22 protein-coding genes are annotated in these 25,099 nt (G+C 73.8%); 14 read left to right on the forward strand and 8 right to left on the reverse strand.

Annotated features, from left to right (window positions below; all coding sequences use genetic code 11):
- The first annotated feature begins 65 nt into the window (after nt 1-65).
- Genes ACRAS8_RS02705 through ACRAS8_RS02715 form a run of 3 tightly spaced genes read left to right on the forward strand, consistent with a single transcriptional unit; the run spans nt 66 to nt 3,411 of the window.
- Nucleotides 66-959, forward strand: coding sequence for an alkaline phosphatase family protein (locus ACRAS8_RS02705; protein WP_438484121.1), 894 nt, complete (start codon nt 66-68; stop codon nt 957-959).
- Between the two features lie 5 nt (nt 960-964).
- Nucleotides 965-2,392, forward strand: a complete 1,428-nt coding sequence (locus ACRAS8_RS02710; protein ID WP_438484122.1) for an MFS transporter — start codon at nt 965-967, stop codon at nt 2,390-2,392.
- Nucleotides 2,389-3,411, forward strand: coding sequence for a TolB family protein (locus ACRAS8_RS02715; RefSeq protein WP_438484123.1), 1,023 nt, complete (start codon nt 2,389-2,391; stop codon nt 3,409-3,411). The genes ACRAS8_RS02710 and ACRAS8_RS02715 overlap by 4 nt, the downstream gene beginning before the upstream one ends.
- A gap of 49 nt (nt 3,412-3,460) precedes the next feature.
- Here ACRAS8_RS02715 and ACRAS8_RS02720 read toward each other — a convergent pair whose 3' ends face one another.
- From ACRAS8_RS02720 to ACRAS8_RS02730, 3 genes are all read right to left on the reverse strand, one after another.
- Complete coding sequence (locus ACRAS8_RS02720; RefSeq protein WP_438484124.1) at nt 3,461-4,354, reverse strand: DMT family transporter; 894 nt, start codon at nt 4,352-4,354, stop codon at nt 3,461-3,463.
- Between the two features lie 907 nt (nt 4,355-5,261).
- Complete coding sequence (locus ACRAS8_RS02725; RefSeq protein ID WP_438484125.1) at nt 5,262-6,170, reverse strand: SDR family oxidoreductase; 909 nt, start codon at nt 6,168-6,170, stop codon at nt 5,262-5,264.
- Between the two features lies 1 nt (nt 6,171).
- A complete protein-coding gene (locus tag ACRAS8_RS02730; protein WP_438484126.1) occupies nt 6,172-6,960 on the reverse strand; it encodes an SDR family oxidoreductase in 789 nt (262 codons plus the stop codon).
- Nucleotides 6,961-7,040: 80 nt separating this feature from the next.
- On the opposite strand from ACRAS8_RS02730, the gene ACRAS8_RS02735 reads away from it, so the two are divergent.
- From ACRAS8_RS02735 to ACRAS8_RS02750, 4 genes are read left to right on the forward strand one after another with little or no spacing between them, the layout of a single operon-like run.
- Complete coding sequence (locus tag ACRAS8_RS02735) at nt 7,041-7,832, forward strand: enoyl-CoA hydratase family protein (protein ID WP_438484127.1); 792 nt, start codon at nt 7,041-7,043, stop codon at nt 7,830-7,832.
- On the forward strand, nt 7,829-8,671 hold the full coding sequence (locus ACRAS8_RS02740) for a CoA transferase subunit A (protein WP_438484128.1): 843 nt from the start codon (nt 7,829-7,831) through the stop codon (nt 8,669-8,671). The genes ACRAS8_RS02735 and ACRAS8_RS02740 overlap by 4 nt, the downstream gene beginning before the upstream one ends.
- Complete coding sequence (locus tag ACRAS8_RS02745) at nt 8,668-9,396, forward strand: CoA-transferase subunit beta (protein ID WP_438484129.1); 729 nt, start codon at nt 8,668-8,670, stop codon at nt 9,394-9,396. The genes ACRAS8_RS02740 and ACRAS8_RS02745 overlap by 4 nt, the downstream gene beginning before the upstream one ends.
- Nucleotides 9,397-9,452: 56 nt before the next feature.
- Nucleotides 9,453-10,496 carry an NAD(P)H-dependent flavin oxidoreductase gene (locus ACRAS8_RS02750; protein WP_438490329.1) on the forward strand — a complete coding sequence of 348 codons (1,044 nt, stop codon included), beginning with the start codon at nt 9,453-9,455 and terminating at the stop codon, nt 10,494-10,496.
- 61 nt (nt 10,497-10,557) lie between these two features.
- On the opposite strand, the gene ACRAS8_RS02755 is transcribed toward ACRAS8_RS02750, so the two are convergent.
- The 3 genes from ACRAS8_RS02755 to ACRAS8_RS02765 form a co-directional block, all read right to left on the reverse strand.
- On the reverse strand, nt 10,558-11,715 hold the full coding sequence (locus ACRAS8_RS02755; RefSeq protein WP_438484130.1) for an acetyl-CoA C-acetyltransferase: 1,158 nt from the start codon (nt 11,713-11,715) through the stop codon (nt 10,558-10,560).
- A 165-nt stretch (nt 11,716-11,880) separates the two neighbouring features.
- Nucleotides 11,881-12,663: an SDR family oxidoreductase gene (locus ACRAS8_RS02760; protein WP_438484131.1), complete on the reverse strand. Its 783-nt coding sequence runs from the start codon at nt 12,661-12,663 to the stop codon at nt 11,881-11,883.
- Nucleotides 12,660-13,844 carry an acyl-CoA dehydrogenase family protein gene (locus tag ACRAS8_RS02765; protein ID WP_438484132.1) on the reverse strand — a complete coding sequence of 395 codons (1,185 nt, stop codon included), beginning with the start codon at nt 13,842-13,844 and terminating at the stop codon, nt 12,660-12,662. Before ACRAS8_RS02765 ends, ACRAS8_RS02760 begins: the two co-directional genes overlap by 4 nt.
- Before the next feature lie 47 nt (nt 13,845-13,891).
- Between ACRAS8_RS02765 and ACRAS8_RS02770 the strand changes: the two genes are divergently transcribed.
- The 3 genes from ACRAS8_RS02770 (at nt 13,892) to ACRAS8_RS02780 (ending at nt 17,021) form a co-directional block, all read left to right on the forward strand.
- On the forward strand, nt 13,892-14,743 hold the full coding sequence (locus ACRAS8_RS02770; RefSeq protein ID WP_438484133.1) for an enoyl-CoA hydratase: 852 nt from the start codon (nt 13,892-13,894) through the stop codon (nt 14,741-14,743).
- Nucleotides 14,743-15,915 carry an acyl-CoA dehydrogenase family protein gene (locus ACRAS8_RS02775; RefSeq protein ID WP_438484134.1) on the forward strand — a complete coding sequence of 391 codons (1,173 nt, stop codon included), beginning with the start codon at nt 14,743-14,745 and terminating at the stop codon, nt 15,913-15,915. Before ACRAS8_RS02770 ends, ACRAS8_RS02775 begins: the two co-directional genes overlap by 1 nt.
- Nucleotides 15,916-16,037: 122 nt before the next feature.
- Nucleotides 16,038-17,021, forward strand: a complete 984-nt coding sequence (locus tag ACRAS8_RS02780) for an acyl-CoA dehydrogenase family protein (RefSeq protein ID WP_438484135.1) — start codon at nt 16,038-16,040, stop codon at nt 17,019-17,021.
- Nucleotides 17,022-17,139: 118 nt separating this feature from the next.
- Here the strand turns inward: ACRAS8_RS02780 and ACRAS8_RS02785 are convergent, their stop codons facing one another.
- Nucleotides 17,140-18,207, reverse strand: a complete 1,068-nt coding sequence (locus tag ACRAS8_RS02785) for an acyl-CoA dehydrogenase family protein (protein ID WP_438484136.1) — start codon at nt 18,205-18,207, stop codon at nt 17,140-17,142.
- A 429-nt stretch (nt 18,208-18,636) separates the two neighbouring features.
- On the opposite strand from ACRAS8_RS02785, the gene ACRAS8_RS02790 reads away from it, so the two are divergent.
- The 4 genes from ACRAS8_RS02790 (at nt 18,637) to ACRAS8_RS02805 (ending at nt 23,279) form a co-directional block, all read left to right on the forward strand.
- Nucleotides 18,637-18,930, forward strand: a complete 294-nt coding sequence (locus ACRAS8_RS02790; RefSeq protein WP_438484137.1) for a hypothetical protein — start codon at nt 18,637-18,639, stop codon at nt 18,928-18,930.
- 51 nt (nt 18,931-18,981) lie between these two features.
- Entirely contained in the window at nt 18,982-19,932 is a 951-nt protein-coding gene (locus ACRAS8_RS02795; protein ID WP_438484138.1) for an META domain-containing protein, read from the forward strand.
- A 269-nt stretch (nt 19,933-20,201) separates the two neighbouring features.
- On the forward strand, nt 20,202-21,974 hold the full coding sequence (locus ACRAS8_RS02800; RefSeq protein WP_438484139.1) for a M4 family metallopeptidase: 1,773 nt from the start codon (nt 20,202-20,204) through the stop codon (nt 21,972-21,974).
- 102 nt (nt 21,975-22,076) lie between these two features.
- Complete coding sequence (locus ACRAS8_RS02805) at nt 22,077-23,279, forward strand: MFS transporter (protein WP_438484140.1); 1,203 nt, start codon at nt 22,077-22,079, stop codon at nt 23,277-23,279.
- Nucleotides 23,280-23,820: 541 nt separating this feature from the next.
- On the opposite strand, the gene ACRAS8_RS02810 is transcribed toward ACRAS8_RS02805, so the two are convergent.
- Entirely contained in the window at nt 23,821-25,083 is a 1,263-nt protein-coding gene (locus tag ACRAS8_RS02810; RefSeq protein WP_438484141.1) for an MFS transporter, read from the reverse strand.
- Nucleotides 25,084-25,099 lie beyond the last annotated feature (16 nt).

Raw genomic sequence — 25,099 nt, forward strand, 5'->3', positions numbered from 1 at the left:
GGCCGCTTCTAGGGTTACCGCGCCCCTCCCCCCATCCGCTCGGCACTCCTGTCCGGAGGACAGTCATGACCGCAGTCAAGGCGCGCAAGCGCACCCGGCGCACCCTCACCGCGCTGGCCGGCGCCGCGGCCCTCGCCACCACCTCGCTCGCGCTGTGGGCCACCACCGGCTCCACCGCGTCCGCGCAGCCGGCCGGGCTCCCCTCCCCCGACCACGTGGTCGTGGTGATGCTGGAGAACCACGCCTACGACCAGGTGATAGGCAGCTCCAGCGCCCCCTACCTGAACTCCCTCAAGGCCGGCGGCGCCGTCCTCACCCAGTCGTTCGCCCTCACCCACCCCAGCGAACCGAACTACTACATGGTGTTCTCGGGCTCCAACCAGGGCCGCACCGACGACAGTTGCGTACCGGTCGGCTCGATGTCCGCACCCAACCTGGGCTCCGAGCTGCTCGCCGCCGGCCAGACCTGGGCGAGCTACAACGAGGGCCTGCCGAGCCAGGGTTCGACCACGTGCAGCAGCGGGGACTACGCCCAGAAACACAACCCGTGGTTCGGCTTCTCCAACGTGCCGACGTCCACCGCCAGGACGATGGACCAGTTCCCCTCCGACTACAGCACCCTGCCCAAGGTCTCCTTCGTCATCCCGGACCTCTGCAACGACATGCACGACTGCTCGGTGCGCACCGGCGACACCTGGACGAAGAACAACCTCAGCGGCTACGCCGAGTGGGCCAAGCGCCACAACAGCATCCTCGCCGTCACCTTCGACGAGGACAACCGCCTCTCCGGCAACCGCATCCCGACGCTGTTCTACGGCGCACACGTGGCGCCGGGCAGCTCCAGCGACACCACCTACAACCACTACAACGTCCTGCGCACCCTGGAGGACCTCGCCGGCCTCACCGACCACGCCGGCAACGCCGCCTCGGCCTCCGACATCACCGGCATCTGGAACTGACGCCCGTGTACCTCGCGGACTCCCGCCACAGCACCACGCCGTCGACCCGCGCCACCGCTCCGACCGCCGCCCCGGGCAGCACCCGCCCGGGGCGGCGGCCCGCGGTGCCCGGCACGGTGCTGGCACTCGGCGCGGTCAGCCTGATCACCGATGTCTCCGCGGAGATGATCACCGCGGTGCTGCCGCTGTACGTCGTCACCGCCCTCGGCCTGTCCCCGCTCGGCTTCGGCCTGCTCGACGGCATCAACAACGGCGTCGGCGCGCTGGTCCGGCTCGCCGGGGGCCTTCTCGCCGACGGCGGCGGACGCCGGCACAAGGTGGTGGCCGGCGTCGGCTACGGCCTGTCGGCGATGTGCAAACCGCTGCTGCTGCTCGCCCATGGACTGCCGGCGATCAGCGTCGTACTGGCCGCCGACCGCGCCGGCAAGGGCCTGCGCACCGCACCCCGGGACGCGATGATCTCCCTGGCCACCCGACCCGAACACCGCGGCCGGGCGTTCGGCGTGCACCGCGCCATGGACACCGCGGGCGCGCTCCTCGGGCCGCTGGTGGCGTTCGCGGTGCTACGGGTCGCGGTCGACGGCTACGACGCGGTGTTCACCGTGAGCGCGTGCGTGGCGGCGCTGGGCGTGCTGGTGCTGGTCCTGTTCGTCCCGTCAAGGCCCGCCACCACCGACACAGGCACAAGCACAGACACAGACACAGACACGGAGACAAGCACAGGCACAGTCAGAGTCAGAGGCACAGGCACAGGCACAGGCACCGCATCAACTCCCTCTGGCCCGCGCCCCACCCTTCGCGACTCCCTCGCCCTGCTGCGCCGCCCCGCCCTGCGCCGGCTGACGCTGTGCGCCGCGCTCCTGGGCCTCACCACCGTCAGCGACGCCTTCCTCTACCTCCTCCTCCAGCGCCAACTGGGCGTCCCCGCCGGCCTGTTCCCGCTCCTGCCGCTCGGCACCTCCGCGGCCTTCCTGCTGCTCGCCGTGCCGCTGGGCGCGCTCGCCGACCGCGTCGGACGCCGCCGGCTCTTCCTGGCCGGCCACGCCGCGCTGCTCCTGGCCTATGCGCTGGTGCTCGCCCCGTTGCGCGGCCCGGCCGCCGTGGTCCCGGTGCTCGTGCTGCACGGCGCCTTCTACGCGGCCACCGACGGGGTGCTGGCCGCCGCCACCGCCGGCGCGGTCCCGACGGAGCACCTGGGCGCCGGACAGGCCCTGGTGGGGACCGGCCAGGCGCTAGCCCGCTTCGTCTGCTCGCTGGCGTTCGGCGCGGCCTGGAGCTTCTGGGACGGGCGGGCCGCACTGGCGGTGGCCACCGGGGCGCTGACGGCCACCGCACTCGTCGCCGCACGGCTGCTCCGCACCACCGACACCCCGGACACCGGCCACCGCACCGACCACGACGACCCCCACACCCCGCAGGGAGCACCCCGATGAACCGCAGGACCCGTCTGGCCGTGCTGCTCTTCGCGGTGGTGCTGCTGGCGGCGGTCGGCACCGCGGCGGTGCTGCGGGCCGCCGACCGGTCCGCCGTCCACGACCGGCAGCAGGCCGACGGGCCGCCCGTCCGCACCGGCGACGTCACGCTCCACCCCTCCGGAGCACGGCAGTTGCTGGTCCGCAACCTCGCCTGGGGCCCGCACCGCGACGAGATCGCCGCGGTCCCGGCCGGGCACCCCGAAGCGCCGCGCACCGCCTCCGGCGTGAAATGCCTGCGCTTCCACGCCGCCGCCGGCACCGGCGTCTGCCTCCAGGCCGAACGCGGCACCCTCACCGACACCTACCGGGCGCTGGTGCTCGACTCCCGCCTCCGCATACGCCACAGCTTCCCGGCGCCCGGCATCCCGACCCGGTCCCGGGTCTCCCCCTCCGGCCACCTGGTCGCCTGGACCGTCTTCGTCAGCGGCGACTCGTACGCCGGCACCGCCTTCTCCACCCGCACGGCGATCGCCGACACCCGCACCTGGGCGCTGGACGACAACCTGGAGGAGTACGCCGTCACCAAGGACGGCCGCCCGTACCACGCCTCCGACCTCAACATCTGGGGCGTCACCTTCGCCGACGACACCCACTTCTACGCCACCCTCGCCACCGGCGGCCGCACCCACCTCGTCCGCGGCGACCGCACCACCCGCACCCTCACCACCCTCCACGACAACGTCGAATGCCCCTCGCTCTCCCCCGACGGCACCCGGATCGCCTACAAGAAGCGCGTCCCCGGCGCCTCCCCGGACGCCCCCTGGCGGCTCTACGTCCTCGACCTCGCCACCATGAAGGAGACCGCCACCGCCGAGCACCGCAACATCGACGACCAGGCCCTCTGGTCCGGCAACGGCACCCTGGTCTACGCGCTGCCCGGCGACTACGGCTCGGACCTGTGGACGGTCCCCGCCGACGGCTCCGGCACCGCCCGCCGCCTGATGACCTCGGCGGTCGCCCCCGCCTATACGGGCTGACGCCCGGCCACCGCGACAACCGGCCCGGGTGTCCGGTCCGACCGATGGGTCAGGACCGTTCCGGCCGCTCACCGGTCTGACCCGTCGCCAGTTCCGCGGCGAGGGAGACCCGGGACATCAGGACCGCGCCCCGCAGGACCATGCCGACGCCCAGTGCCTCGGGCAGCAGCCACCACCCGGCCCGGACCCGCTCGTCGAAGAGCGTCACCCCCAGCGACAGGCTGATCAGCGCGTCACCAAGGGTGAGCACCGGCTGGGAGGCGGTCAACGGGCCGGACTGCATGGCGTTCTCCATCATGAACAGCGCCAGGAGCCCGGTCAGCGCGAAACCGTAGCTCTGCCAGGAGGTGAAGAACCCGGCCGGGCCGCCGCTCGCCCAGGCATGCGTGGCGTCCTTGAGCAGGGCTGCGGTGAGCGCATAGCCGATCGCGGTCGCCGCGCCGAAACAGGCGGCGCGGACACTGCCGGCCCCGCGCCGCAGCCCGGCGCCGACCGCCGCGGCGATCACCGAGAAGCACACGACCAGCGCGGGAATCCAGCGGCTCAACGGGGCGTGGTCGCGCCCGGCGGTGGGCGCGGCGGCGCCCAGCGCGACGCCCAGCCCGACGGCCAGCAGCCCCACCCCGGCCCAGCCCTGCCCGGAGACCCGCCGGCCCAGCAGCGCCCGCGCCATGAGCAGGGCCAGCGGCAGCTCCAGCACGAACAGCGGCTGGACCACCGACAGCGGGCCCAGCAACAGCGCCAGCGCCTGGAACGCGGCGGCCGGCAGCACCATCAGCATCCCGGCGAGCCACGCCGCGCGCGGCAGCAGGTCGGCGATCAGCCCGATCCGCAGCCGGCCGGAGACCGGCACGGTACGCGCGGCGCGGCGCTGCAGCACCGTGGACAGCGCGTTGCTCCCCGCCGCGAGCACCGCGAACAGGACGGCCGCCCAGATGGCCACGCGCCCACCTCTCCCTCGCCGGACCCCGCCCCGACGCTAGCCGCAGCCCACCCGCGCCGCCCGGCACGGTCGTACAGGAGGGTCCGCCGCTGTCGTTCTTCCGCGTGACCCCCCGGCGCGTCGCTTGGCCACCCGGCGGACCTCCCGCACGGTGAGACGGTGCGCCCCTTCGCTCCCTTCCTCGCCACCACGCTGGCCGCGGCGGCCCTGGCTGCGGCCGGCTGTGCGTGTGTTCTCGCGTCCGGGCCGGACGCCGGCTCGCCTGGGCCCGGCGGGGCCGGCGGCGGCACCGCCCCCCGTACGGTCGCCCCGGGCCGTCCGTCCCCTGTCCTGACGGGGCCGCTGAGCGGGTTCGCCCGCACGTTGTCGGCGTTCCCGCCGTAAGCGCCTGGCGGCGCGGGCCTCGTCGTACGTTGCCGGGTTTCCCGCCGTGTCGCCTGGCGGCGGGCCGGTCCGCTGCGCGGGGCTGTTGGGTGCGGTGACGGGCCTCCGGGGCAGGGGGTGTGTCCGGACTGCTGCGCTTTACGTCCGGACACACCCCCTGCCCCTCCGACCCGTCCCCTCCCGTTGGGGGTCGGATTTCAGGTGAGTTGGGGTTCCTGCCCGGTGGGCCGGTGCAGGCCCCGGACTGATGGGTGACCGGCGACTGTCAGGTGATCGTCAATTGATGGGCGACGACCCGCACGGGACCACTCACGCACGCCCCCACCCACCGTCTTTCATGACCACCCACGGGAGGGGGCGGGTCTCCGGGGCAGGGGTGTGCCGGACGTGAAGCGACAGCAGTCCGGCACACCCCTGCCCCGGAGACCCGCCACCGCGGCCGAACAGCCCCGCGCAGCGGATCCGCGCCGCAGGCGCAACAGGCAAGCGCCCCACGGCCGGAAGGCCGACAACGTGGGGGCGATCAACTCGCGCCATATACAGGGCGCGCCGGCTCCGCCGCTGCAAGCAATCCGCGGGCCGCCTCGCCCGCCTCCGTTGGGGACCAACGGGCGCCCTTGTCAAGGGTCGGCCCCGGCCGCCACCCTTCCATCACCGTGATGCGGCCCCCCTCCGCCTCGAAGACCCGGCCGGTGACGCCGGCGCTGTCCGCGGCGGCGAGCCAGACGACGAGCGGGGAGACGTTCTCCGGGGCCATCGCGTCGAAGGCGCCCTCCACGGGCGCCATCGTCGACGCGAACGTCCGCTCCGTCATCCGGGTGCGGGCCGCCGGGGCGAGGGCGTTGACCTGGACGCCGTAGCGGGCCAGTTCGGCGGCGGCGACGAGGGTCAGGCCGAGGACGCCGGCCTTGGCGGCCGAGTAGTTGGCCTGGCCGACGCTGCCCAACAGGCCGGCGCCGGAGCTGGTGTTGACGACCCGGGCGTCGGGCGTCCGCCCGGCCTTGGTCTCGGCCCGCCAGTGCGCGGCGGCGTGCCTGAGGGGCAGGAAGTGGCCTTTGAGGTGGACCCGCATCACGGCGTCCCAGTCGTCCTCGGCGAGGTTGACCAGCATCCGGTCGCGCAGGAAGCCGGCGTTGTTGACCAGCGCGTCCAGGCGGCCGAAGGTGTCCAGGGCGGTGGTGACGAGGGAGCGGGCGCCGTCGTCGGTGGTGATGTCGCCGGTGTGGGCGACGGCCCGTCCGCCGTGCGCCCGGATCTCCTCGACGACCTGCCGGGCGGGCCCGGCGGAGCCGCCGGCGCCGTCGGCCGCCACGCCGAGGTCGTTGACCACGACGGCGGCTCCCTCGGCGGCCAGCGCGAGGGCGTGGGCGCGCCCCAGGCCCCGGCCGGCCCCGGTGACGACGGCGACGCGTCCGGTGCAGATTCCGGTCATCTCATGACTCCTCGGGGTGGTTGACGGTGGCGGCGTCGAGGAAGGCGGGGCGTTCCCCGCCGCCGTGGACGAGCAGGCTGGCGCCGCTGACGTAGCCGGCACGGCCGGAGGCGAGGAAGACGCAGGCGTCGCCGATCTCGCCGGGTTCGGCGAGCCGGCCGAGCGGGACGGTGGCACCGACCGCGGCGACGCCGGCCTCGTCCCCGTAGTGGAGAGCGCTCAGTTCGGTGCGGACCATGCCGGGGACGACGGTGTTGACGCGGACGTGCGGCGCCCATTCGACGGCCATCGAGCGGGCGAGGTGGTCCAGGCCGGCCTTGGCGGCGCCGTAGGCGGCGGTGCCGGGCGAGGGCCGGGTGCCGCTGACGCTGCCGATCATGATCACCGAGCCGCCGTCCGGCCGGCCGCGCATCACCTCGTAGGCGGCGAGCGAGGCGGTCATCGGGGCGATGAGATTGAGTTCGACGACCCGGGCGTGGCGTTGCGCGGCGGTCTCGTGCAGCAGTCGGTAGGGGGTGCCGCCGGCGTTGTTGACCAGGCAGTCCAGGCGGCCGTGGTCGGTCGCGACGGTGCCGAAGAAGCGCCGGACGTCGTCCGGTTCGCGTAGGTCGAGGGGGTGGAAGCGGGCGGTGCGGCCGTCGGCGGTGACCGGGGTGTCGGGGGGACGTCGGGCGCAGATCACGACCTCCGCGCCGGCCTGGAGGAAGGCGCGGGCGATGCCGGCGCCGACGCCCCGGGTGCCGCCGGTGACGACGGCGACCCGTCCGGTCAGATCGAGGTCCAGGGACAACGGGTACCTCCCGCGGCGGGCGATCGGCTGCTAACTTCGCTACCTAACAAACGCTTGGTGGAAAGGTAGCTGATCTGCTCATGGGTGTCTCCACCTCCGCACCCGACCAGGGCGTCACGGTCGTCACCATGGACTTCCCGCCGGTCAACGCCCTTCCCGTGCAGGGCTGGTACGACCTCGCCGACGCCGTGCGGGCGGCGGGCCGCGACCCCGGCGTCCGCTGTGTGGTGCTCGCCGCCGCGGGCCGCGGGTTCAACGCCGGCGTCGACATCAAGGAGCTGCAGCGGGACACCGCGGCCGGCGGCCACGGGGCACTGATCGGCGCCAACCGCGGCTGCGCCGAGGCGTTCGCCGCGGTCTACGAGTGCGAGGTGCCGGTGGTCGCCGCGGTGCACGGCTTCTGCCTGGGCGGCGGGATCGGCCTGGTGGGCAACGCGGACGCGATCGTGGCGAGCGACGAGGCCACCTTCGGCCTGCCGGAGCTGGACCGCGGCGCGCTCGGCGCCGCCACCCACCTGGCCCGGCTGGTCCCCCAGCACCTGATGCGGGCGCTGTACTACACCTCGCGGACCGCCACCGCGCGGGAGCTGCATGCGCACGGCTCGGTCTGGAAGGTCGTATCGCGCGCCGAACTGACGGCTGTGGCAGTTGAGTTGGCGCGGGAGATCGCTCGCAAGGACGGCCATCTGCTGCGGCTGGCCAAGGCCGCCCTCAACGGTATCGACCCGGTCGACGTGCGCCGCAGCTACCGCTTCGAGCAGGGCTTCACCTTCGAGGCCGGTCTCAGCGGGGTCGCGGACCGGGTCCGCGAGACCTTCGGGAGCCGGAACGCCGGGGACGGCAAAGGGGATGTCAAGGAGGAGCGAGCGTGACCGACAAGACCATGACCCCCGAGGAGGTCGTCGCGCGGCTGCGCAGCGGGATGACCCTGGGCATCGGCGGCTGGGGCTCCCGCCGCAAGCCGATGGCACTGGTGCGGGCGCTGCTCCGCTCCGACGTCACCGATCTGACCGTGGTCTCCTACGGCGGCCCGGACGTGGGGCTGCTGGCCGCCGCCGGGAAGATCCGCAAACTGGTCACCGCGTTCGTCACCCTCGACTCGATCCCCCTGGAGCCGCACTACCGGACGGCCCGCCAGTCAGGCGGATTCGAGCTGAGCGAGATCGACGAGGCGATGTTCATGTGGGGGCTGCGGGCCGCCGCCAACCGGCTGCCGTTCCTCCCGGTCCGGGCCGGCCTGGGCTCGGACGTGATGCGGGTCAACCCCGGGCTGCGGACGGTCACCTCGCCGTACGGGGACGGGGAGACCTTCGTCGCGATGCCGGCGCTGCGGATGGACGCGGCGCTGGTCCACGTCAACCGCGCCGACCGGCTCGGCAACGGCCAATACCTGGGCCCCGACCCGTACTTCGACGACCTGTTCTGCGAGGCGGCGGAGCGCGCGTATGTCTCGTGCGAGGAGTTGGTGGACGGGTTCGGGGCGGCCGCCGTCCCGCAGAGCCTCCTGGTCAAGCGGCACACCGTGACCGGTGTGGTGGAGACGCCGCGTGGCGCGCACTTCACCTCGTGCGTCCCGGACTACGGCCGCGACGAGGCGTTCCAGAAGCTCTATGCGACCACGCCCTGGCCGGAGTTCGCCGCGCGGTTCCTGTACGGGGACGAGAAGGACTACCAGTCGGCCGTCCAGGCGTGGCAGGAGGAGAGGCGATGACCAGCCGCGCCGAATACTGCGTGGTCGCCTGCGCCGATGCCTGGCGCGACGACGGGGAGGTGCTCGCCAGTCCGATGGGCGTCGTGCCGTCCGTCGGCGCGCGGCTCGCCAAGCGCACCTTCGCCCCCGATCTGCTGCTCACCGACGGCGAGGCGCTGCTGGTCGGCCTCGACGGGCGGGCCGAGGGCTGGCTGCCCTACCGCCAGCACCTGGCCATGGTCACCGGCGGCCGGCGGCATGTGATGATGGGCGCCAGTCAGCTCGACCGCTTCGGCAACCAGAACATCTCCTGCATCGGTGACTGGGAGCGGCCCGCCAGACAGCTGCTCGGCGTGCGCGGCGCGCCCGTCAACACCCTGAACAATCCGACGAGTTACTGGGTTCCCAGGCACTCCCGGCGGGTCTTCGTCGAGCGGGTCGATGTGGTCTGCGGGGTCGGCTACGACCGTGCGGCCGCGGCCGGTCCGTCCGCCACCCGCTACCACCGCATCCCGCGGGTGGTCAGCAACCTCGGCGTCCTCGACTTCGCCACCCCGGACCACACCATGCGACTGGTGTCGCGGCACCCGGGCGTCACCGTCAAGGAGGTGCAGGACGCCACCGGCTTCCCACTGGCCCGTGCCGACGAGGTCCCGTACACCCGGGAACCCACCGCCGAGGAGCTGCGGTTGATCCGTGAGGTGATCGATCCGCAGGGGCTGCGCGACCGCGAGGTGCCGTCGTGAACGCCGGCGCCGCCCGGGCCGGTGACCGCGCCCCGGCCGCCGGGGGCACCCCGCTCCTGCCCACCCCGCTGACCGAGCTGACCGGGGTGCGGCATCCGATCGTGCAGACCGGGATGGGCTGGGTGGCCGGCCCCCGCCTGGTGTCCGCCGCCGCCGACGCCGGCGCGCTGGGCATCCTGGCCTCCGCCACCATGACGACGGACCGGCTGCGGGCGGCGGTCCGCGAGGTGAAGTCCCGTACGGAGCGGCCGTTCGGGGTCAATCTGCGGGCGGACGCCGGGGACGCGGCCGAGCGGGTGCGGATCATCGTCGACGAGGGCGTCCGGGTCGCCTCCTTCGCGCTGGCGCCCTCACGGGAGTTGATCGCCCGGCTCAAGGACGCCGGGGTGGTGGTGATCCCGTCCGTCGGGGCCCGGCGGCACGCCGAGAAGGTCGCCGCCTGGGGCGCGGACGCGGTGATCGTCCAGGGTGGCGAGGGCGGCGGCCACACCGGGAGCGTGGCCACCACCGTGCTGCTGCCGCAGGTGGTGGACGCGGTCGACATCCCGGTGATCGCCGCGGGCGGGTTCTTCGACGGCCGGGGTCTGGTGGCCGCGCTCGCCTACGGCGCGGCCGGGATCGCCATGGGCACCCGCTTCCTGCTGACCTCCGACAGCACCGTGCCGCCGGCCGTCCAGGACCGCTATCTGGCGGCCGCGGTCGGCGATGTCGTCGTCACCACCAAGGTGGACGGGCTGCCGCACCGGATGCTGCGCAGCGAGCTGGTCCGGTCGCTGGAGCGGTCCGGGCGGGCCGCGGCGCTGGTCAGGGCGGTGCGGCACGCCGCGTCGTTCCGGAGGCTGTCCGGTCTGAGCTGGGCCGGGATGGTGCGCGACGGGCTGGCGGCGAAGCGCGGCCGGGACCTGACGTGGAGTCAGGTACTGCTGGCGGCCACCACCCCGATGCTGCTGAAGGCGTCGATGGTGGACGGCCGTACCGACCTCGGCGTGATGGCCTCCGGGCAGGTCGCCGGGGTCATCGAGGACCTTCCGTCATGTGCCGGCCTGATCGACCGGATCATGGCCGAGGCACACCGGACGCTGGCGGGCCTGCCCCGCTGACCGGCCGCCCGGGTGCGGGCCGGGACGAGCCCGCGCCCCGGCGTTCCGGCGTTGCGTGGCTTCACAGTCGTTCGATGACGGTGACGTTGGCCTGGCCGCCGCCCTCGCACATGGTCTGCAGGCCGAACCGGCCGCCGGTGCGCTCCAGTTCGTTCAGCAGCGTGGTCATCAGCCGGACACCGGTGGCGCCCAGCGGGTGGCCGAGGGCGATGGCGCCGCCGTTGACGTTGACCCGCTCCGGATCGGCGCCGGTCTCCTTCAGCCAGGCCAGCACCACCGGCGCGAACGCCTCGTTGATCTCGACCAGGTCGATCTCGTCGAGCGTCATCCCGGCCTTCTTCAGTGCGTGGGCGGTGGCGGGGATCGGGGCGGACAGCATCCGGATCGGGTCCTCGCCGCGGACCGAGAGGTGGTGGATCCGGGCGCGCGGCGTCAGCCCGTGCTCGGCCACCGCCCGCTCGGAGGCCAGCAGCATCGCGGCGGCCCCGTCGGAGATCTGCGAGGAGACCGCGGCGGTCAGCCGGCCGCCCGCGACGACCGGCGCCAGTGCCGCCATCTTCTCCAGCGAGGTGTTCCGGCGCGGCCCCTCGTCGGCGGTGACCTCACCGTACGCGACGATCTCCCGGTCGAAGCGGCCCTCGTCGATGGCCCGCACCGCCCGCTGGTGGGAGCGGAGCGCGAACTCCTCCATCTCCCGGCGGGAGATGTCCCACCGGGTGGCGATCAGCTCGGCGCCGTGGAACTGGCTGACCGGCTGGTCGCCGTAGCGGGCCCGCCAGCCCTCGGAGCCGGCGTACGGGCCCTGGGTGAGCCCCAGCGGCTCGGCCGCCTGCCGGCCGGCGAAGGCGATCGGGATCTGCGACATGTTCTGCACCCCGCCCGCCACGACCAGGTCCTGGGTGCCGGAGAGCACGCCCTGGGCGGCGAAGTGCAGGGCCTGCTGCGAGGAGCCGCACTGCCGGTCGACGGTGACGCCGGGCACCTCCTCCGGCAGCCCGGCGGCCAGCCAGCAGGTCCGGGCGATGTCGCCGGCCTGCGGTCCGACGGTGTCCAGGCAGCCGAAGACGACGTCCTCCACGGCGGCCGGATCGACCCCGGTGCGCGCCATCAGCGCGGTCAGCACGTGTGCGCCGAGGTCGGCGGGGTGGACGGCGGACAGCCCGCCGCCCTTCTTCCCCACCGGGGTGCGGACGGCATCGACGAGGTACGCCTCGGACATGGTGAACTCCTCGGTCCCTGGTCAGATTCTGCGGACGAGCCGGTCGGTCCCGCAAGGCGTCCCGGCATCCCGGCGGCGTCCGCGCTCCGGCGGACGGTGGTCGCGTGGTGGCCCTGCGCGGCGAGCACCCCGGCGGCGGTGGCCAGGGGTTCGCCGCGCCGCTCCTCAGGCATGCTGCGAGCTGACCGAGACGGTCTCCCCCGTCATGTACGAGGCGTAGTCGCCGGCCAGGAAGACGATCACGTTGGCCACCTCCCAGGGCTCGGCGTGGCGGCCGAACGCCTCCTTGTCGGTCAGCTCGGCCAGCAGCTCGGGGGTGGTGACCTTCACCAGGTGCGGGTGCATGGCCAGGCTGGGCGAGACCGCGTTGACCCGCACCCCGTACGCGGCGGCCTCGATCGCGGCGCAGCGGGTCAGCGCCATCACCCCGGCCTTGGCGGCGGCGTAGTGCGCCTGGCCTCGCTGGGCGCGCCAGCCCACCACGGAGGCGTTGTTGACGATCACGCCGCCGGCGCCCGTGGCCCGCATCCGGCGCAGCGCGGCGCGGGTGCAGCGGAAGGTGCCGCCCAGGGTGACGTCGATGACCTTCGCCCACTGGTCGTCGGTCATCTCGACGAGGTCGGCGGTGCCGCCGAGCCCGGCGTTGTTGACCACGATGTCGAGCCGGCCGTGCCGCTCCTCGGCGAGCGCGTACAGCGCCGCCACCTGCGCCTCGTCGGTCACGTCGCACGGCAGTCCGGCGACCCGGTCGGCGCCGAACTCCTCGGCCAGCGCGGCCGTGCTCGCGGCCAGCCGCCGGGCGTGCGCGTCCCCCACGACGATCCGGGCGCCCTCCTCCAGGAACCGCCGGGCGGTGGCCCCGCCGATCCCGGCGCCGGCGGCGGCGGTGATCACCGCGGTGCGTCCGGCGAGCAGATCGTGACCGGGCACGTAGGCCGGCGCCGTCATGCCTTCGCCTCCTTGGGAAGGCCGAGCACCCGCTCGGCGATGATGTTCCGCTGGATCTCGTTGGAGCCCGCATAGAGGGTGTCGGCGCGGGAGAAGAGGAAGAGCCGCTGCCAGTCGTCGAGATCGTACGGCTCGCCGGCGGCGAGCATGCCGCCCGCCCCGCAGACGTCCATGGCGAGTTCGCCCAGCTCGCGGTGCCAGGTCGCCCAGTAGATCTTCCCGATGGACGCCTCGGGTCCGGGGGCGCCGGCGGCGACGTCCGCCAGCATCCGCAGGGCGTTGCAGCGGATGGTCTCCAGGCCGATCCAGGCCCGGGTGAGCCGGTCGCGGATCAGCGGGTCGTCGACCGCCCCGTTCCGTCGCGCCAGGTCCATCAGCGCCGCCAACTCCCTTTGGAAGCCGATCTGCTGGCCGAGGGTGGAGACCCCGCGCTCGAAGCCCAGGGTGGCCATCGCGACCCGCCAGCCGTCGCCGGGCGCGCCGACCACGTGCGGGGCCCGGGCACCGTCGAAGAACACCTCGTTGAACTCGGCGGTGCCGGTGAGCTGGGTGATCGGCCGGATGTCGACGCCGGGCTGGCCGAGCGGGACGAGGAGGTAGGACAGGCCCCGGTGGCGGACCGACCCCGGTTCGGTGCGGGCGACGACGAAGCACCACTGGGACTCCTTGGCGAGCGAGGTCCAGGTCTTCTGGCCGTCGACGACCCAGTCGCCGCGCTCCTCGTCGAAGGCCGCCCGGGTCCGGACGCCGGCCAGGTCGGAGCCGGCGTCCGGCTCGCTGTAGCCCTGGCACCACAGTTCCCGTACGGCGGTGATCTCCGGCAGGAAGCGGGCCCGCTGTTCCTCGGTGCCGAAGGCGATCAGGGTGGGGCCGAGCAGCTGCTCGGCGATGTGGTTGACCCGGGCGGGCGCGTCGGCGAGCGCGTACTCCTCATGGAAGGCGACCTGTTGCTCCAGCGTCGCGCCGCGCCCGCCGTACTCGACGGGCCAGCCGACGCAGGTCCAGCCCGCGGCGGCCATGTGCCGCTCCCAGGCCAGGCGTTCGGCGAACGCCTCGTGCTCCCGGCCGGGTCCGCCGCGGCCGCGCAGGGCCGCGAACTCCCCGGTGAGATTGGCCCGCAGCCAGCCGCGGACCTCGGTGCGGAAGCTGTCGACGGTGACGTGGGCCTCGACGCTGCTCATGCCCGCACGTTAACCTACCAAACAATTGTTAGGGAAGGAGTCCGCCGATGACCGCCGGCCAGGAAACGTCCGTGGTGCGCTACGCCCGGCAGGGCCCGGTCGCCACCGTCACGCTGAACCGCCCGGAGTACCGCAACGCCCAGAACTCCGCGATGACCTACGCCCTGGACCGCGCCTTCTACCGCGCCGCGGACGACGACGAGGTCAAGGTCGTGGTGCTGGCCGGCGAAGGCCGGCACTTCTCCGCGGGCCACGACATCGGCAGCCCGGGCCGGGACGCCGATCTCCCCTTCGACCGCAGGGCCGGACTGTGGTGGGACCACTCGGACAAGGCCGGCGCGGAGCGCCGCTACGCCCGCGAGTCGGAGGTCTACCTGGGGATGTGCCGCCGCTGGCGGGAGCTGCCCAAACCGGTGATCGCCGCGGTCCAGGGCGCCTGTGTGGCGGGCGGGTTGATGCTCGCCTGGATCTGCGATCTGATCGTCGCCGCCGACGACGCCTTCTTCGCCGACCCGGTCGTACGGATGGGCATCCCCGGCGTGGAGTACTTCGCCCACCCCTGGGTGATGCCGCCGCGGATCGCCAAGGAGTTCCTCTACACCGGCGACCGCATGCCGGCGCAGCGGGCGTACGAACTGGGCATGGTCAACCGCGTCGTCCCGCGCGACGAACTCGCCGAACGGACGAGGGAGTTGGCGGAACGCATCGCCGGGATGCCGCGGATGGGCCTGGCCCTGACCAAGCGCGCCGTCAACCAGGCGGAGGACCTCCAGGGCCTGCACCCCGGCCTGGACTCGGTCTTCGGCCTGCACCACCTCGCCCACGCCCACAACGCCGAGACCGCCCGGGACCCGCTCGGCGGGATGGACCTCGCCAGGATGAAGGAGGCCGGTTCCTGATGGACCTGGACGCAAGCGGTGCCGATGCCGCGTTCCGGGCCGAGGCCCGTGCCTGGCTCGCCGCGCACGTCCCCGCGACGCCGCTGCCGTCGCTGGAGACCCGCGAGGGCTTCGCCGCCCACCGTGACTGGGAGCGGCAACTCGCCGCGGACCGCTGGTCGGTGGTCTCCTGGCCGGCCGAGTACGGCGGCCGGGACGCCTCCCTCTTCCAGTGGCTGATCTTCGAGGAGGAGTACTACGCCGCGGGCGCCCCCGGCCGGGTCGGCCAGAACGGCATCAGCCTCCTCGCCCCCACCCTCTTCGAGCACGGCACCCCGGAGCAGCGCGCCCGCGTTCTCGCCCCGATGGCGGCCGGCGAGGTGGTCTGGGCCCAGGCATGGTCCGAGCCGGAGGCCGGCTCCGACCTGGCGTCGCTGCGCTCGACGGCGGTACGCGCCGACGGCGGCTGGCTGCTGCGCGGCCAGAAGACCTGGTCGTCCCGGGCCGCCTTCGCCGACCGCGCGTTCGGCCTGTTCCGCAGCGAGCCCGGCACCCCGCGCCCGCACCAGGGACTGACGTACCTGATGTTCCCGCTGGACGCACGGGGGGTGACGGTGCGTCCGATCGGCCGGCTGGACGGCAAGCCCGCCTTCGCCGAAGTGTTCCTCGACGACGTCTTCGTCCCGGACGCGGACGTCATCGGCGACCCCGGCCAGGGCTGGCGGGTGGCGATGAGCACCGCCGGCAACGAACGCGGGCTGACCCTGCGCAGCCCCGGCCGCTTCAGCGCCGCCGCCGAGCGGCTCACCGCACTGTGGCGGGAGACCGCCGACCCGGCCGACACCGCACTGCGCGACCGGGTGGCCGACGCGGTGATCGGCGCCCGCGCCTACCAGCTGTTCACCTACGCCAACGCCTCCCGGATCGCCGCCGGAGGCGTCCTGGGCGCCGAGTCCAGCCTCAACAAGGTCTTCTGGTCGGAGCTGGACCTCGCCCTCCACGAGACCGCCCTGGACCTGCTAGGCCCCTACGGCGCGCTCGCCGACGACGCCGACGACGCGCCCGCCCACGGCAGTTGGGCCGACGGCTACACCTTCTCCCTCGCCGGCCCCGTCTACGCCGGCACCAACGAGATCCAGCGCAACATCGTCGCCGAGCGACTGCTCGGGCTGCCGAAGGAGGCCAGGGGATGAGGATCCGCACGCATCGGGAGGTCAGGGGATGAGCGCCGGCACGCATCGGGAGGTCAGGCGATGAGCGCCTGTACGCACCGGGTCGGGACGGCGCGGCCCGTACCGCGGGAAGGGAACCGTCGATGCGCTTCCTGCTGACCGACGAGCAACGGGACTTCGCCCGTACGCTGGACTCCCTGCTGGGCACGGTCGGCACCCCGGCCGCCGTCCGGTCCTGGGCCGCCGGGAAGCACCAGCCGGGCCGGGAGCTGTGGGCCCGGCTCGCGAAGACCGGGGTGTTCGCCCTCGCGGTCCCCGAGGAGCACCACGGCATGGGCCCGCTCCCTCTCGAACTCTCCCTGGCCTTCATCGAATTGGGGCGCCACGCGGTACCGGGCCCGCTGGTCGAGACCGCCGCCGCGGCGGCCTTCCTGCACCGCCTGGGCGACGCCGAGGCGGCCGCCGCCTGGCTGCCGCGGATCGCCGCCGGTGACGCGCTCGTCGGCGTGTGCCCGGACGGCGCCCCGTTCGCCCTGGACGCCGACGCCGCCGACGCCGTCCTGGTCGTCCGGGACGACACGGTGTGCCGGACCGAGGCCCACGGCCCGGTCCAGCCCACCCTCGATCCGGCCCGGCGGCTCGCCCGCCCGCTGGGCGGCACCGTCCTCGCCCGCGGCCCGGCGGTCACCGCGGCCGCTCACCACGCCACCGACCTCGCCCGGCTGCTCACCGCCGCCCAGGCAGTCGGTCTGGGCCGGGCCCTGCTGGCCGGCACCGTCGACCACGTCAAGCGGCGCACCCAGTTCGGGCGGGCGATCGGCTCGTTCCAGGCGGTCAAGCACCGGCTGGCGGACACCCTGATCGGGCTGGAGTTCGCCCAGCCGCTGGTCCACGCGGCGGCCCTGGCGCTGGCCGCGGACGCCCCGTCGGCCGGGGCGGAGGCCGCGGCGGCGAAGGCGGCGGCCGGCGAGGCGTGCTACGCCGCCGCACGCACCGCCCTCCAACTGCACGGCGCGGTCGGCTACACCGACGAGCCGGACCTCTCCCTCTGGATCCGCAAGGCCCGCCCCCTGCGGGACGCCTGGGGCACCCCCGCCGAGTGCCGGGCCCGGGTCCTGGCCGGGTGACCCGCCGCCGCACTCCGCCCGTCACCATCCGGGCACCACGGCCCGCACCTCCGGTCACCTCCGGGGTACGGGACCACGAAATCTACTTTCCTGCATGTCAAACCTCTTACATCTCAAGTTACTTGACGAGGGGTACCAGCTCCAGCGCATCCGCCAGTCGCCGTCGATGTTCGGCCGGCGTCCCGAGAAGCTGGGCGCTGCCATGCGCCCGTTTGAAGTAGCGGTGGGCGTCGTGCTCCCAGGTGATGCCGATCCCGCCGTGCAGCTGGATCGTCTCCCCGGCGACCGCCGAGAACGCCTCCGAACAGGCGGACTTGGCGGCCGCGGCGAACCGGGGCAGGTCCGGCGCGCCCGCCGCGGCGGCGTGCGCGGCACCCAGCGCGATCGACCGGGCCGCCTCCACCCGCACATAGGCGTCCGCCAGCCGGTGCTTGACGGCCTGGAAGGATCCGATGGGGCGGCCGAACTGGACCCGCTCGCGGGCGTGGGCGACGGTCAGTTCCAGGCAGCGTTCGGCCGCGCCGACCTGCTCGGCGGCGAGCGCCAGGCACCCCAGGTCCCGCACCCGGGCCAGCACCCGGCCGCCGTCCCCGTCCGCGCCCAGCAGCCGGCCCGTGGCGCCGTCCAGCACCACGCGTGCCTGGGGGCGGGTGGCGTCCATCGGCACCAGTGACTCCCGGCGGACGCCGGGCCCGTCCACCGGGACCCGGAAGAGCGAGACCCCGGCGTCGGTCCGGGCGGCCACCACCAGCAGGTCGGCGTCGGCGCCGTCCAGGACGTGGTCCTTGACGCCGGTCAGCCGCCAGTCACCGTCCGGGGTCCGGCAGGCCGTGGCGCGGACGGCGGCCGGCTCCCAGGAGCCGTTCTCGGCCCAGGCCAGCGCGCCCACCGCGGTTCCCTGGGCGAGCGCGGGGAGCGGTGCGGTGTCGCCGCAGGCGAGCAGGGCCTGGGTGGTCAGCACCGCGGAACCCAGGTACGGCACGGGGGCCAGTGCGCGCCCCAACTCCTCCATCACCACATGGACTTCGAGCGGACCGCAGCCGGCCCCGCCGTACTCCTCCGGCACCGCCAGCCCGGCCGCGCCGATCTGCCCGGTGAGCGGCCCCCAGGCATCCGGTCCGGGCTGCCTGGCCAGCAACTGCCGTACGGCAGCCCGCAGTTCCTCCTGCTCGTCGGTCGGTCTCATCCGCCGCTCCTCCCTTCACTCCCGGCCAGCCGTGCGCGGGCCCACTCGGTCAGTTCCCCGGGGCCGGGCGCGCTACCGTCCGCGGGCACGACCAACGCCACCCGACCTCGCCCCGCCGCTCGTCGTAGGCGGCGCAGGAGACGCCGCCGGGCCGCTCCCGTGCGCGCGGCGAGCCGTCGTCACGGAGCACCGCGGTGCCCCGCAGCCGCCAGCCGCCCGGGCATCGCGGAGCGGCCGACCGACACCCTGCGTGACGACGTCGTGACGATGGCGTGACGAGCGGGTGAGGGCGGGATGGCGAGGAGGGTGACAGCACGCGGGGGCGTCGTGTCGGCCGGTCGATGCGGTGCGCCGGCGCACGTCGAGTGCCAGACTTGAAGCAACCGCGCCCGGCCGCCGGCCGGAGCCCTTGTGACCGAGGGGAACGACATGACCTGGGCATCTTGGACCACGGTGGGGATCCACGCCCGCCCCGGCGCGGTGGAGACCGAGGAGATCGGCCCGATGCAGGGGGACCTCACCATTCACACCACGTGGTCGGAGGACGAGGCGCACGTCGCCGTCCAGTACACCGGCTCCTCGGACTGGTACACCATGGTCGGCAGCCCGGTTCCCTGCCACTCCGAAGCGGACAGCCGCGCCTTCCACCAGGCCGTCGTCGAGGCCGTCCGCGGCGGCGAGAAGGCCCACGCCTCCCTGGAGGAACTCTTCCGCACCGGCTAGCGCCGGCTCCGGCTCCGGAACCGCGTTCGGCGATCTTGCGTCTCCCTCCCCATGCCCACACCTCGAAGAGTCCCGCTCCGCTTCCTTGCCGCCGGGATGACGGCGCTCCTCGCGCTGGCGGCGTGCGACGGCACGCAGGACGGCGGCGCCCCGGCTTCCCCGTCACCGGCGAGGCCGAGACCGGCGGGTGCCGGCGGACTGCTGTCGGGCGGCGTCTGGGCGATCCGGAAGGTCGACGTCGGCGGCCGTACGGAGAACCTGCCGCCCGAGGTCCGGGGGTGGATCGCGCTGGGCAACGACGGTACGGCGTCCGGGAGTTACGGATGCACACCGTTCCACCGGAAGGCCGAGGTGACGGCGACGCACCTGACACTGGGCGAGGAGGTGGCTCCCCTCCCCGCCCCCTCCCTCTCCCCCGCCCCGCCGACGGACGGACCGGGCCCCTGCCGTCCCGACGACGTGGCCGGCGCACCGGCGCTGGCGGACTTCGAGAAGAAGGTGCGGGCCGCCTTCGGCGGAGAGCTTTCGCTCGGCACGCGACAGTCCAGCGGCCACCCCCTCGAACTGCATGTCAGGAACCGGCGGGGCGACGACATCCAGCTCGCGCAGGCCAGGGGTGAGGACTTCTTCGGGATCAGGTGGCAGCTGGTCGACACCACCTTCTACGACGAGCACGGCCCGGCCTTCACTGCCGGCGCTCGGATGTACCTCGACTTCCACGAGGACGGCTCGGTGAGCGGGAAACTCGGCTGCAACGACGTCACCGCCAAGGTCACCTTCGCCGGCACCCACCTCTACTTCAGCAATGCGGCGCTGACGACACGGCGCACCTGCGGCGCCGAGATCATGAAAGAGGAGGCGAGCGTCCTCGCGACCCTGCGGAAGTCGCTCAACTACTCCTACTGGGCCGAACCGGGCACCCTCAGCATGTCCCTCAACGAGGACCTGGCGTTTCCCGCGAGGGAACACGGTTTCACCTTGACCGGGAAGCGCCGCCGGTAGGCACGAACGCTGCGCACCGGAGCAACCTCCTCGCCCTCTTGTGAGTCTCTCCCGTCGGAACACGATTGGTCATCTTCCGACTACCTAAAGCTGATCAATTATCAATTTTTGGCTACCTAGCGCCGAAAATCGATCATTTCCCTTTACATGCCCATGTCAGGCAGACCAGGGTCTGTGCGGGGCCGGACGGCCCCCGCGGTGTGCAACGCCACCGCGTGTACGGGCGGTTGGCGCAGTCCGCCGCTCACAGCACATAAGGACGCAGAACTGTGCGTAGACCCCACATACGCAGCCGCCACCTGGCGATAGCCCTGGCCGTGACCACGGCCGCCACCCTCGCCGCCGGCTCCGCCGTCGCGGCCCCCTCCTCCCCCACCGCCCCCTCGGCCGCCGCCCCCTCGCCCGTGGACGCGGCCCGCGCCGCCGCCTACGCCCACTCGGCCACCACCGGCGTCGGCGCGCAGGACACCCTCAAGGCCACCGACACCCTGATCGACCCCGACGGCAGCCGGCATGTGCGGTTCGTCCGGACCCATCGCGGTATGCCGGTGCTCGGCGGCGACCTCGTCCTCCACCTCGGCGCCGACTCCTCGTACCAGGGCGTGACCCGGGCCGCCCGCCACCAGGTCGAGCCATCCGCCACCGGCCCGAAGCTGTCGGGCCGTCAGGCCGCCGCCAAGGCCGCCTCGGCGGCGCAGGGCACGGCCGGCGAGCCCCGCCTCGTCGTCGACGCCCGCGACGGCCGGAGCACCCTGGCCTACGAGGTGCAGGTGGACGGCAGCCGCGCCGACGCGGCCGGCGGCGCCCGGACCGTCGTCGTCGACGCCACCACGGGCCAGGTCCTCAGCAACGTCCCGGTCAACGAGCCGTTCCTGTCGCCGTCCGTCCTGCACACGCTCCAGCAGCGCGGCGAACGCCTCACCCCGCGCACCGCGGCGGCCGCCACCCCGCCCGCCCCGCACCGGCCCGCCACCGGCCGCTACCCGGCCCCGGCGACCGGCACCGGTGCCTCCCTCTTCGTCGGCGCGGTGCCGCTGTCCACCACGCAGACCGCCAAGAACGCCTACGTCCTCCGGGACGCCTCCCGCGGCAACACCGAGACCCGCGACGCCGGCGGCAAGGAACTCAACTCGTTCCTCGCCGGCAAGCCCCTGACCAGCGGCACCAACCGCTGGGGCAACGGCACCACCGCCGACCGGGCCACGGCCGCGGTCGACGCGCAGTTCGGCATCACCAGCACCCTGGACTTCTACAAGAAGACCTTCGGCCGCAAGGGCATCAAGAACGACGGCGCCGGCGCACACGCCCTGGTCCACTTCGGCACCAACGTCGGCAACGCCTACTGGTCCTCGGACTGCGGCTGCATGCTCTACGGCGACGGGGACGGCAAGCTGTTCGGCAAGCCGCTGGTCGTCCTGGACGTCACCGGCCACGAGCTGACCCACGGCGTGGTCGACGCCACCGCCAACCTCCAGCCCACCCGCGTCGACGACGAGGGCCGCCAGTACGGCGAACCGGGCGCGCTCAACGAGTCCCTGGCCGACATCTTCGGCAGCGCGGTGGAATTCGCCGCGAACAACCCGAAGAACCCGCCGAACTACCTCATCGGCGAGAAGCTCGGCCTGCCCCAGAAGTTCCTGCGACGCCTGGACAAGCCGTCCCTGGACAAGCTCGAAGGGGCCGTCGACTACTGGTCGAAGGACACCCACGACACCGAGGTGCACGCCGGCTCCGGCGTCTCCTCGCACGCCTTCTACCTGCTGGCCGAGGGCAGCGGCAGCCGGACCGCCGGCGGCGTCGCCTACGACTCCCCCACCTACGACGGCGCCAAGGTGACCGGCATCGGCCGGGACAAGGCCGTCGCGATCTTCTACCGGGCGCTCACCCGCTACATGGTCTCCACGACCGACTTCCACGACGCCCGCACCGCCACCCTCCAGGCCGCCAAGGACCTCTACGGCGCGGGCAGCACGGCGTACCGGACGGTCGACCGTGCCTGGGCGGCGGTCAACGTCACCGCCGCCAACGCGCCCCGGCGCTGACCCGGCGCCGGCCCCCGCGTCGCACCGGTCGGAGCGGTGCCCCCGCCACGCGCGGGGCACCGCCTCCCGGCCCGGCCGGGGACCGCCGCCTACGTTGACGCCATGACCGTGCGCACCGGCCGGCGGCGCCGCCCCGGCAGCCCCGCCGCGGCGGGCGTCTTCGCGATCGGCATGGCGGGGACGACCCTGCCCACCCCGCTCTACGGGCTCTACCGCCACCAACTGGGCTTCTCCGAGCTGATGGTGACGGTGGTCTTCGCCACCTACGCCCTCGGGGTGATCGCGGTCCTGTTCGGCGCCGGCGACGTCTCCGACGAGACCGGCCGGCGCCCGGTGCTGTTCGCCGCACTGGGCCTGTCCGCGGCCAGCGACCTGTGCTTCCTGCTGGAAGACGGGCTGCCGCCGCTGCTGCTCGGGCGGTTGCTGTCCGGTTCCGCCGCGGGGCTGTTCAGCGGCACCGCCACCGCCGCCGTCCTCGAACTGGCCCGCCCCGGCCGGGAGTCCCGGGCCGGCTTCGCCGCCACTGCCGCCAACATGGGCGGCCTGGGCTGCGGCCCCCTCCTGTCCGGCCTGCTCGCCCAGTACGCGCCCCGGCCGCTGGCCCTCCCCTTCCTCGTCCATCTGCTCCTGCTGGCCCTCGCCACGGTAATGACCTGGCGGCTGCCGGAGACCGTCACAAACCCGCACCGGCTCAACTCGCTGCGCCCCCAGGGCGTCCGGGTGCCGCCGGCCGTCCGCGGGGTGTTCGCTCCCGCCGCCGTCGCCGCGTTCGCCGGCTTCGCCCTGCTCGGGCTGTTCACCTCGATCGCGCCGAGCTTCGTCGCGCAGACCCTCGGCGAGCACAATCTCGCGGTCTCCGGGGCGGTCGTCTGCGCGGTCTTCACCGGCTCGACGCTCGGCCAGGCCCTGACCGGCCGGTTCGGCCTGCGCACCGCCCTGCCGGCCGGCTGTCTGTTCCTGGTGCTGGGGCTGCTGCTGGTCGCCGGTTCGCTGGCCGCGAGCGCGCTGCCGGTGCTGGCCGCCGGCGCGCTCTGCGGCGGCACCGGCCAGGGCCTGGCGTTCCGCGCCGCGCTCACCGCGGTGAGCGCCGCGGCCCCACCGGAGCACCGCGGCGGCACCCTCTCCGCCTTCTTCCTCGTCGCCTACCTCGGTCTCTCACTGCCGGTGGTGGGCGTCGGCGCACTCACCATGGCGCTGGGCCTGCGGGACGCGGGGCTCGCCTTCGCCGCGTGCATTGTCGCGGTGGCGGTGGTGGTCGGTGGCTACGTCCTGCGGTGCCCGCTGCCGCGGGATGAACAGGGGTGACCCCCCCACCCCCCTCAGCCGTTTGCGCCTGGCGGCGCGTTTCCCGGCCCGCTTCGCGGGCTTGTTGTCCGCTGCGCGGGGCTGTTGGGTGCGGTGACGGGTCTCCGGGGTAGGGGTGTGCCGGACTGCTGTCGCTTTACGTCCGGCACACCCCTACCCCGGAGACCCGCCCCCTCCCGTGGGTGGTCATGAAAGACGGTGAGTGGGGGCGTGCGTGAGTGGTCCCGTGCCGGCTCGCTCACCAATTGCCGGTCGCCCATCAGTCCAGAACCTGCACCGGCCCACCGGACATGCGCCCCAACTCACCTGTCATCCATCCCCCACGGGAGGGGACGGGTCGGAGGGGCAGGGGGTGTGTCCGGACGTAAAGCGACAGCAGTCCGGACACACCCCCTGCCCCGGAGGCCCGTCACCGCACCCAACAGCCCCGCGCAGCGGACCAAGCCCGCCGCCAGGCGGCCACGGCGGGGAACCCGACAACGTACGACGTGGCCCGCGCCGCCAGGCGCAAAAACGCGAACCCCTACGGCGGGAAAGCCAGCTACGTGGGACGCCGGCCAAGCGCAGCGGACAGGCCGACCAGTACCAGAAGCACGGCCACCGCCAAAAACCCGGCGAGCACCGCGAAGCCGGTCACGCTGGTGCCCGTGGCATCGGTGAGCCACCCCACCAGATACGGGCCGGCGAAGCCGCCAAGGTTGCCGAGCGCGTTGACCAGGCCCATCGCCACCGCGACCACCTCGAAGCGGAGCAGCTGGCCGGGGATCGCCCAGAAGGGGCCGTAGGGGGCGTAGACCGCGGCGGCCGTGACGCACAGCAGCAGCATCCGCGGCAGCGCGCCGTGCACCGCCTGGCCCAGCAGGAGGGCGACGATGCCCACGGCCAGAGGGATGGCGACCGCCTGCCGGCGGCGGCCGGTGCGGTCCGACCAGGCGGCGTTGGCGATCATCGCCACCAGTGCGACGGTGAACGGGACCGCGGTCAGCAGCCCGACCTCGGTGGCGGAGCCGTCGTGGGTCAGCTCCTTGATGACCGACGGCAGCCACAGGCTGAAGCCGTAGAAGCCGGTGATCCAGAAGAAGTAGACGCCGATGAGGACCAGGACGGAGCGCCGGCGGACCGCGCCGAGGTAGGAGCCGCCGCCCGCCGGGGGCTTGGCGGCCTCGTCGGCGGCGATCGCCCGGGCCAGGTGGTCGGCCTCGGCGGCGGAGATCCAGCGGGCCCGGGCGGGGTGGTCGGCGACGGCGAACCACCAGACCACCGCCCACACCAGCGGGGGCACTCCCTGGAGGACGAGCACCCAGCGCCAGCTCGCGTGGTCCAGCATCCAGCCGGACAGCGGCGCCATCAGCACCGACGACAGCGGCAGGCAGGCCATCCACAGGGCGTTGGCGCGGGCGCGCTCGCGCAGCGGGAACCACGAGGCCAGCAGGATGAGGACGGCCGGCCAGACGCCGCCCTCGAAGAAGCCCAGCACGAACCGCGCGGCGTAGAACTGGGCCCTGGTCTGCACCAGGCCGGAGAGCACCGCGGACAGGCCCCAGGCGACCATCAGGATCAGGACGGTCTTCCGGGCGCTCCAGCGCTGGGCGAGGACCGCCGCGGGGATCTGCAGGAAGACGTAGCCGAGGAAGAAGATGCCGCCGGCCAGGCCCTTGTCGGCGTTGGAGAGGGCCAGGTCGCCGTGCATGAAGGGGAGGACGACGGAGACGTTGTTGCGGTCGAGATACGCCAGCATGTACATGATCGCGGCGACCGGGATGACATAGACCCAGCGCTTGGCCGGTATCGCCCCCTGGGTCATGACTGCACCCTCCCCC

It is taken from the genome of Streptomyces sp. S186 (assembly GCF_051603415.1).
Lineage (GTDB): Bacteria > Actinomycetota > Actinomycetes > Streptomycetales > Streptomycetaceae > Streptomyces.

Bases quoted from the DNA above. Each gene is read 5' to 3' on its own strand.
- ACRAS8_RS02705 (WP_438484121.1), top strand. From the start codon at position 66: ATGACCGCAGTCAAGGCGCGCAAGCGCACCCGGCGCACCCTCACCGCG.
- ACRAS8_RS02715 (WP_438484123.1), top strand. From the start codon at position 2,389: ATGAACCGCAGGACCCGTCTGGCCGTGCTGCTCTTCGCGGTGGTGCTG.
- ACRAS8_RS02725 (WP_438484125.1), bottom strand. From the start codon at position 6,170: ATGACCGGAATCTGCACCGGACGCGTCGCCGTCGTCACCGGGGCCGGC.
- ACRAS8_RS02735 (WP_438484127.1), top strand. From the start codon at position 7,041: ATGGGTGTCTCCACCTCCGCACCCGACCAGGGCGTCACGGTCGTCACC.
- ACRAS8_RS02745 (WP_438484129.1), top strand. From the start codon at position 8,668: ATGACCAGCCGCGCCGAATACTGCGTGGTCGCCTGCGCCGATGCCTGG.
- ACRAS8_RS02755 (WP_438484130.1), bottom strand. From the start codon at position 11,715: ATGTCCGAGGCGTACCTCGTCGATGCCGTCCGCACCCCGGTGGGGAAG.
- ACRAS8_RS02760 (WP_438484131.1), bottom strand. From the start codon at position 12,663: ATGACGGCGCCGGCCTACGTGCCCGGTCACGATCTGCTCGCCGGACGC.
- ACRAS8_RS02765 (WP_438484132.1), bottom strand. From the start codon at position 13,844: ATGAGCAGCGTCGAGGCCCACGTCACCGTCGACAGCTTCCGCACCGAG.
- ACRAS8_RS02770 (WP_438484133.1), top strand. From the start codon at position 13,892: ATGACCGCCGGCCAGGAAACGTCCGTGGTGCGCTACGCCCGGCAGGGC.
- ACRAS8_RS02775 (WP_438484134.1), top strand. From the start codon at position 14,743: ATGGACCTGGACGCAAGCGGTGCCGATGCCGCGTTCCGGGCCGAGGCC.
- ACRAS8_RS02780 (WP_438484135.1), top strand. From the start codon at position 16,038: ATGCGCTTCCTGCTGACCGACGAGCAACGGGACTTCGCCCGTACGCTG.
- ACRAS8_RS02785 (WP_438484136.1), bottom strand. From the start codon at position 18,207: ATGAGACCGACCGACGAGCAGGAGGAACTGCGGGCTGCCGTACGGCAG.
- ACRAS8_RS02790 (WP_438484137.1), top strand. From the start codon at position 18,637: ATGACCTGGGCATCTTGGACCACGGTGGGGATCCACGCCCGCCCCGGC.
- ACRAS8_RS02795 (WP_438484138.1), top strand. From the start codon at position 18,982: ATGCCCACACCTCGAAGAGTCCCGCTCCGCTTCCTTGCCGCCGGGATG.
- ACRAS8_RS02805 (WP_438484140.1), top strand. From the start codon at position 22,077: ATGACCGTGCGCACCGGCCGGCGGCGCCGCCCCGGCAGCCCCGCCGCG.
- ACRAS8_RS02810 (WP_438484141.1), bottom strand. From the start codon at position 25,083: ATGACCCAGGGGGCGATACCGGCCAAGCGCTGGGTCTATGTCATCCCG.